At 43.6% G+C, this 6408-nt stretch carries 6 protein-coding genes and 1 pseudogene; all 7 read left to right on the top strand.

Annotated elements, in window-relative coordinates; translation table 11 throughout:
* Nucleotides 1-399 (top strand): M20/M25/M40 family metallo-hydrolase (locus WAM07_RS06305; protein WP_422165695.1); only part of this gene is annotated, 399 nt, incomplete at its 5' end.
* The gene (locus tag WAM07_RS06310) at nucleotides 392-1645 is read left to right on the top strand and encodes a M20 family metallo-hydrolase (protein ID WP_422165696.1); all 1254 of its coding nucleotides are present in this window, start codon (nucleotides 392-394) and stop codon (nucleotides 1643-1645) included. The genes WAM07_RS06305 and WAM07_RS06310, both read left to right, overlap by 8 nt.
* Nucleotides 1642-2946 (top strand): hypothetical protein, encoded by a 1305-nt coding sequence (locus WAM07_RS06315; RefSeq protein WP_422165697.1) that lies wholly within the window; start codon nucleotides 1642-1644, stop codon nucleotides 2944-2946. Before WAM07_RS06310 ends, WAM07_RS06315 begins: the two co-directional genes overlap by 4 nt.
* A gap of 110 nt (nucleotides 2947-3056) precedes the next feature.
* Nucleotides 3057-4586: an AbgT family transporter gene (locus WAM07_RS06320; RefSeq protein WP_422165698.1), complete on the top strand. Its 1530-nt coding sequence runs from the start codon at nucleotides 3057-3059 to the stop codon at nucleotides 4584-4586.
* A gap of 997 nt (nucleotides 4587-5583) precedes the next feature.
* On the top strand, nucleotides 5584-6060 hold the full coding sequence (locus tag WAM07_RS06325) for a DUF2975 domain-containing protein (protein ID WP_422165699.1): 477 nt from the start codon (nucleotides 5584-5586) through the stop codon (nucleotides 6058-6060).
* A 10-nt stretch (nucleotides 6061-6070) separates the two neighbouring features.
* Nucleotides 6071-6292, top strand: coding sequence for a helix-turn-helix domain-containing protein (locus tag WAM07_RS06330; protein WP_014642840.1), 222 nt, complete (start codon nucleotides 6071-6073; stop codon nucleotides 6290-6292).
* Nucleotides 6293-6319: 27 nt separating this feature from the next.
* Nucleotides 6320-6408, top strand: a pseudogene (locus WAM07_RS06335) (DUF817 domain-containing protein); the annotation flags it as partial.

The following is a 6408-nucleotide window of genomic DNA, read 5'->3' on the forward strand; positions in this document are numbered from 1 at the left end:
GGGGAAACGAAAGCCATAAATGCTTATATGCAAAAGGAAGCCAGACGTATGATTCAGGCTGCAGCGGACATGCACCAGGTCGATGTAGACATTGATTTCGTAGGCGAAACGGAGCAGATGATTTGCGATGATTCCCTTGCTTCCTACATCTCAAAAGTCTGCGAACCTAGTGCGTACATTCATGAAGTGATCCCTGTGGCTCGCGTGTCAGGCTCAGAGGATGCAAGTTTCATGATGAATGAAGTCCAATCGCAGGGCGGTCAGGCAACTTATATGCTCTTCGGCACACATTTACCAGATAATCACCATTCCCCTTCCTTCGATTTTGAAGAAGAGGTCTTAACCACAGCACTGGATACGTACATTCACATCATAAAAGGGGGGCATTTACTTGACTAACTTAGAGGAATGGCTGAATCGACATCTACTTGAATTAAATCTCACAGACGAGATGGATTATGAAAATGGATTTACACGGCTAAGCTACACGGAAGAAGAAAAACAAGCCCACCAGGCCTTCAGCCGAATTGCTGAAAACCTTGGGCTGGATGTTCACTCCGATCAGGCCGGCAACATTTGGGCAGACTGGAAGACGGATAATGAGGCTCCAGTTGTCGCTCTCGGCTCTCATGTCGATACCGTGAGTTCCGGCGGAGGGTACGACGGTGTGGCTGGTGTATTGACAGCCCTTGCCGCAATCAAACTTCTGAAAGATGAAGATTACACTCCCCACAAAAATATAAGCGTCATTTGTTTTGCATCAGAAGAATCAGCCAGATTCGGAGTATCCACGATTGGCAGTAAAGCTGTCAGCGGACTACTCGATAAAGATGATGTGGCCGATGTTGAGGACGCAGAAGGTATCACCATTAAGGAAGCAGTTGAATCTTTCGGCTTATCCTGGGATACAATCGATCAGGCTGGAAAAGACGAGAAAGAATTAGAAAGCTTTTTAGAGCTTCATATTGAACAAGGTACTCAGATTGAAAATAACGGAGCTGATATCGGAATCGTACGCGGGGTGGCCTGTCCGATTCGTCTGCAGATCACAGCTGAAGGAATGGCTAACCACACAGGGACAACACCGATGCACCGTCGATCCGATGCTTTTGCAGCTATCGCGCCGCTTATCACGTTTGTAGAAGAACAAGCTAACCAAATGAATGAAGAGCAAGTCGTGCCTCTGGTAGCGACCGTGAGCACCGTTCATCTTCATCCGAATGTGATGAACGTCATTCCGGGTCAGGTAGAGCTTGGAATTGATATCCGCAGCGTGGACGACACTTTGAAAAAAGAGCTGGCGGATCGAATTGAATCTTTTTGCAGAAAAATTGAAGCTAAACGTAAAATACAGGTTCACGTCAACACCCTTGTGAACAATAACTCCGTATTTTTAGATCCGAATCTTCAAAGCAAGCTCGCAAAAGTAGTAGACCAACTCCAGTTAAACTCTATGGAAATGGATAGCGGTGCCGGGCACGATGTTATGAATATGGCCGAAAAATGGCCGTCTGGTCTTCTCTTCATTCCTTGCGAAGAAGGGATCAGCCATCACCCGAAAGAATACGCGTCCAACGAAGATCTGGCCAAAGGTGCCAGAGTAATGGCCGAATATCTAAAAGTTGAAACAGGTGAAAAGCCATGAAAACAACGATCGGAGTAATTGCTCCTCATGACTCCTTGCAACAAATTATGTATGTAGCCAAGGAATTTGAGACAATCACATTTGTTCCTTATTCCTATGAGCAGCTATCAGAAGTAAGCGACATTTTAACTCATCACCGATATGAAGTTGATCAATGGTTTTTCTCAGGCGTTTTGAATTATACGTACGCGATCGAAAATGAATTGATTACCGAAAATGAAGGAGCCTATCCTCCCCTTCACGGAGCGAGCTTCTTCGGGATTCTCCTTGAAGCTCAACTGGCCTCTAACCAAGTGTACCGGAAAGTCGGTATCGATACGATTGAAAGTGAAGAGTTTGAAAAGATTCTTTCTTACTATCAGCTTCAGGATTTATCCTATTATAATTATCCTTTTAAGAGTGGACAAAGTTCTGATGAACTCGCTCACTATCACACTCAATTATATGAAGAAGGGAAAACGGAAGTCGTTATTACCTCTATCAAATATGTTTACCAGAAACTAAAAGATAAAGGGATCCCGGTTTTTCGTGTGACTCCATCTTATTTATCCATTAAGCTGATTATCCAGTTTCTTGAAGAACGGGCCCAGACGAATCTCTACCGTAATTCACAGGTAGCTGTCATAGGCTTTCGGATTAATATGGACCCTGATCATTTAGAAGAACTTTATTATTCCTTCAAAACGAAGTATCAGGAACTTGACGTCCGACGCGAGCTTTACTCCATTGCGGAGAAAACCAATGGATCCGTTATGCAGATGGGTGATGGATTATTCTTCATTTTCACAACACGCGGAGAACTAAGCCATGAATCAGAAGCCGATTTATTTACCCTGATTCAGGATATCCGCCTTCAGACAAACCTTCAAGCTAAAGTATCCATTGGGTTTGGCGAAACTGTCCTTCAGGCAGAGCAGCACGTAAGAATTGGCTTCCGTCACGTTAAAGAGTACAAAGAACCGGTTATCCTGGTGGTCGATGACGATCAATCGATTTCGCTTAAACAGCAGAAAGAACAGATTGATTACCAGACTACCGATGTAGGGCAAGCCTGGAAAGAGAAGCTGAAAGATGCAAACCTCAGCCCAGCTGTCGTCTCCAAGATCGTCTCCTATGTGAAACATTATGGACGAGAACAATTTTCATCGCAGGATCTCTCCAGATGGTTGAAAAGTACAGAACGTAACGGAAGACGGATCTTATCCGAAATGGAACGTGTCGGCATTGTAGAGCAAGCCGGTGAAACACAATCCGGTGAACGCGGCCGGCCAAGGAAGGTTTTTCAATTCCTCCCTTTTTAAGGGGAGGGGACCTCCTCCTTTCCCTTTAGACTTATGACGTTTACACAGTTTTTGGCTAAAAACGGAAGTATTAAGGAAAATTTCCCAAATTAATTGGAAGGGTGAAGCACATGAGTAACAACACTGAACAGTCGAGCAAAGGAATGGCAAGGTTTTTAAACTTTATTGAAAGAGCAGGAAACAAGCTGCCGGAGCCGTTTATGTTATTTGTGTATCTGGCCGGGTTTACGATTTTATTCTCCTGGGTTGTTTCACTATTTGGTGTAACGGTAGAAGAACCTGGTACGGGAGAAGAAGTGGCCATTCAGAGTCTGGTTTCAGGAGATGGGCTGGAATACATTCTAACCTCCATGCTTGATAATTTTACTGGATTCGCACCACTTGGCCTGGTATTGGCTATGATGTTAGGAATTGGTCTTGCGGATAAAGTCGGTTTACTCGAAACAGCTATTAAAAGTACGATACTAAAAGCACCTAATTCTTTAATCACTTATGCGGTTATATTTGTCGGAATATTAGGAAACCTGGCTTCCGATGCGGCTTTCGTTATTGTTCCGCCCCTTGCTGCTATGGTTTTCTACACAATCGGACGTCACCCGCTGGCTGGTTTAGCTGCCGGTTTCGCAGGCGTAGGTTCCGGTTTTACAGCCAACATCATTATCGCTGGTACAGACGCCCTGCTTTCTGGAATTTCAACAGAGGTTATGGAAAGTATTGGATCTGACATCGTCGTAACTCCTGTAGATAACTGGTATTTCATGATTGTATCTGTCGTTATCCTTTCTATTACAGGGGCCCTGGTAACTGAAAAAATTATTGAACCCCGCTTAGGAAAATATGAAGGTAAAGGTTCTGAAAATGAATTGGAAGCAAGCACGACTCTTGAGAAAAAAGGATTCAAAAATGCAGTTATATCAGGCTTAGTCTTTATTGCTATCCTTATTATTGCTCTTGCATGGCCTGGTTCCGCTTTAAGGAATGAAGAGGGCGGTATCATCCCGTCTCCATTCTTAGATGGAATTGTTCCGATTATTCTATTCTTCTTTATTACCATTGGTATCACCTATGGAGTGACGGTTAAAAAGATCGAATCTACTCGTGACATTTCTGGATTTATGAGTGAAGCGATGAAAGACATGTCCGGATTTATCGTCTTGATTTTCGCAGCTGCGCAGTTTATTGCTTACTTTGACTGGACCAATATCGGGACATGGGTAGCTGTAAGCGGTGCGAATGCTCTAGAAGCAATGAATATGACGGGATTGCCAGTTGTAGTCGGTTTCTCTATGCTGACTGCGCTTATGAACCTGCTGATTTTCAGTGGATCAGCCCAATGGGCGCTTGAAGCACCGATCTTTCTGCAAATGTTCTATCTATTGGACTATCACCCGGCATTCATTCAAGCAGCTTATCGTATTGCCGATTCCTCAACAAACATTATTACACCGATGAACCCCTATATTATTGTTGTTCTTGCCTTTATGCGTGAGTACAATAAGAAAGCTGGATTAGGGACATTGATTTCCCTCATGCTGCCTTACAGCATTATCTTCTTCGCAATATGGGTCGTATTATTGATTGCCTTTGCACTGCTTGGCATTCCTTTCGGTCCTGGTGTGGATATGTATATTAATCAATAATGGGATTTATAGAAAGTCTGCTTTAAAAAGCAGGCTTTCTTTTTTATTGTTTAACCTTTTATGTTTCAGGACTACCGAATATCCAGCCCCCCTCCTTTAGGCTTTTTTAATTTATAAGCAAAATGTTCAGCTAAAGGATCAGATTGTGGAAGACTCATTTTCGAGATAATCTGGGTCCGTTGCAAATATAGAGAGGGGCTGGCTACGGAAACAACTCGTCTTGTTCCATCACCCAGACACTCGAGACATAAGCCGCTCATCAACGGATTGAAAAACCGCAATCCTTTTGATGGTCGGCTTATGCTGGTCGTGTCTGTCGGGGTGAATCCACATTTGAACACTTTCCTACGGGGGAACCTGGCAAGCCTCCTCGGTCGCTGTCACTCCCTGTGGGGTCTCGCCTAGCTCCTACTCCCGCGGGAGTATCCTTGTTTCCTTCGCCATCCTATGATTGAAGAGTGAACGGATCCTTCTATAGACGATAGATGAGTGCTTGATCCGCCTCAAATGCTTATATAGCGGGAATTATCTACACGCACACGCTTATTGTTAGAAGTTTATCTCCATCATAAACCTGCACGTTTCGAAAAGAGATTTCGAGCTCCATATATCGCAAGGTCCGTAGGGGAACGGGGAGTCTCCTGTGGGATAAACATGATCGGTGAGACCCCGGAAAGCGTTAGCTTGAGGAGGCTCAGCACATGCCCACGGAAAGCGAGTCGTTCCCCGCAGGACCTAACTCTCTCACGAGATATCTCGAAACTGAGTCTTCAACAAACGGGAGCTTTACTTTAAGATCAACACTGAGGTTTAACAAAGCCTAAAAAATAAGAACGGACAGTTTAATTAGGATGGACGCGAATAGAGCATTTCTTCGTCATGAAGAATGCTCTATATTTTTGTCAGAATGGAAAGGTTACTATCGATAAAAATTTATTGTAAAACGATAAATAGTGAATTATGATGGTAAGAACAATAAATTAAACGAGGTGCTGTTATGAAGCAAGGATCCACTTTATTTTTGAAGATTTCTGTATTTCTCATAGGACTTCCTGTGCTTGCTTTGTGTATATTTGCGCTCCCCTCGATCGCTAAGGAAGCCTCCAATACTGAATATGCTTCGTTCATTTATCCTGTTTTAGGTGCTATGTATATAGCGGTGATTCCGTTCTTTATTGCCCTGTATCAGGCTCTGAAGCTTTTAAGCTTCATTGATAAGGACCATGCATTCTCAAACTCCTCTGTTAAAGCCTTGAAGAAAATTAAATTCAGTGCCGTTACCATAAGTATCGTGTATATGGCAGCCATGCCTTTCTTCTATTTAATAGGAGAAATGGATGATGCTCCCGGTGTGATCGTGATTGGGATGGTTATTGTGTTTGCATCACTCGTCATTGCAGTGTTTACGGCCGTTCTTCAAAAGCTATTAAATAATGCCATAGCTATCAAATCAGAAAATGACTTAACGGTATGAGGTGGGTTACATGGCGATAATCATTAATATTGATGTCATGCTCGCGAAAAGGAAAATGAGCGTGACAGAACTATCAGAAAAGGTGGGCATCACAATGGCGAATTTATCCATTTTGAAGAATGGCAAAGCAAAAGCCGTGCGATTTTCAACCTTAGAGGCTATTTGTAAAGCATTAGAGTGCCAGCCTGGTGATATTCTGGAATATAAAAGCGAGGAAGACGATGAGGGGTAGGCAGGACGGCAGCGGGAGGTGGCGTTCATGAGAGCTTTGAAACAACTCGTTTTTTTCGGCTGGCAGCAGGCTCTCTCCTGTTTGTTTCCCGTCGTCATTTTTGCCTCTCTGGCGAT

It is taken from the genome of Halobacillus sp. (genome assembly GCF_049282395.1).
Lineage (GTDB): Bacteria > Bacillota > Bacilli > Bacillales > Halobacillaceae > Halobacillus.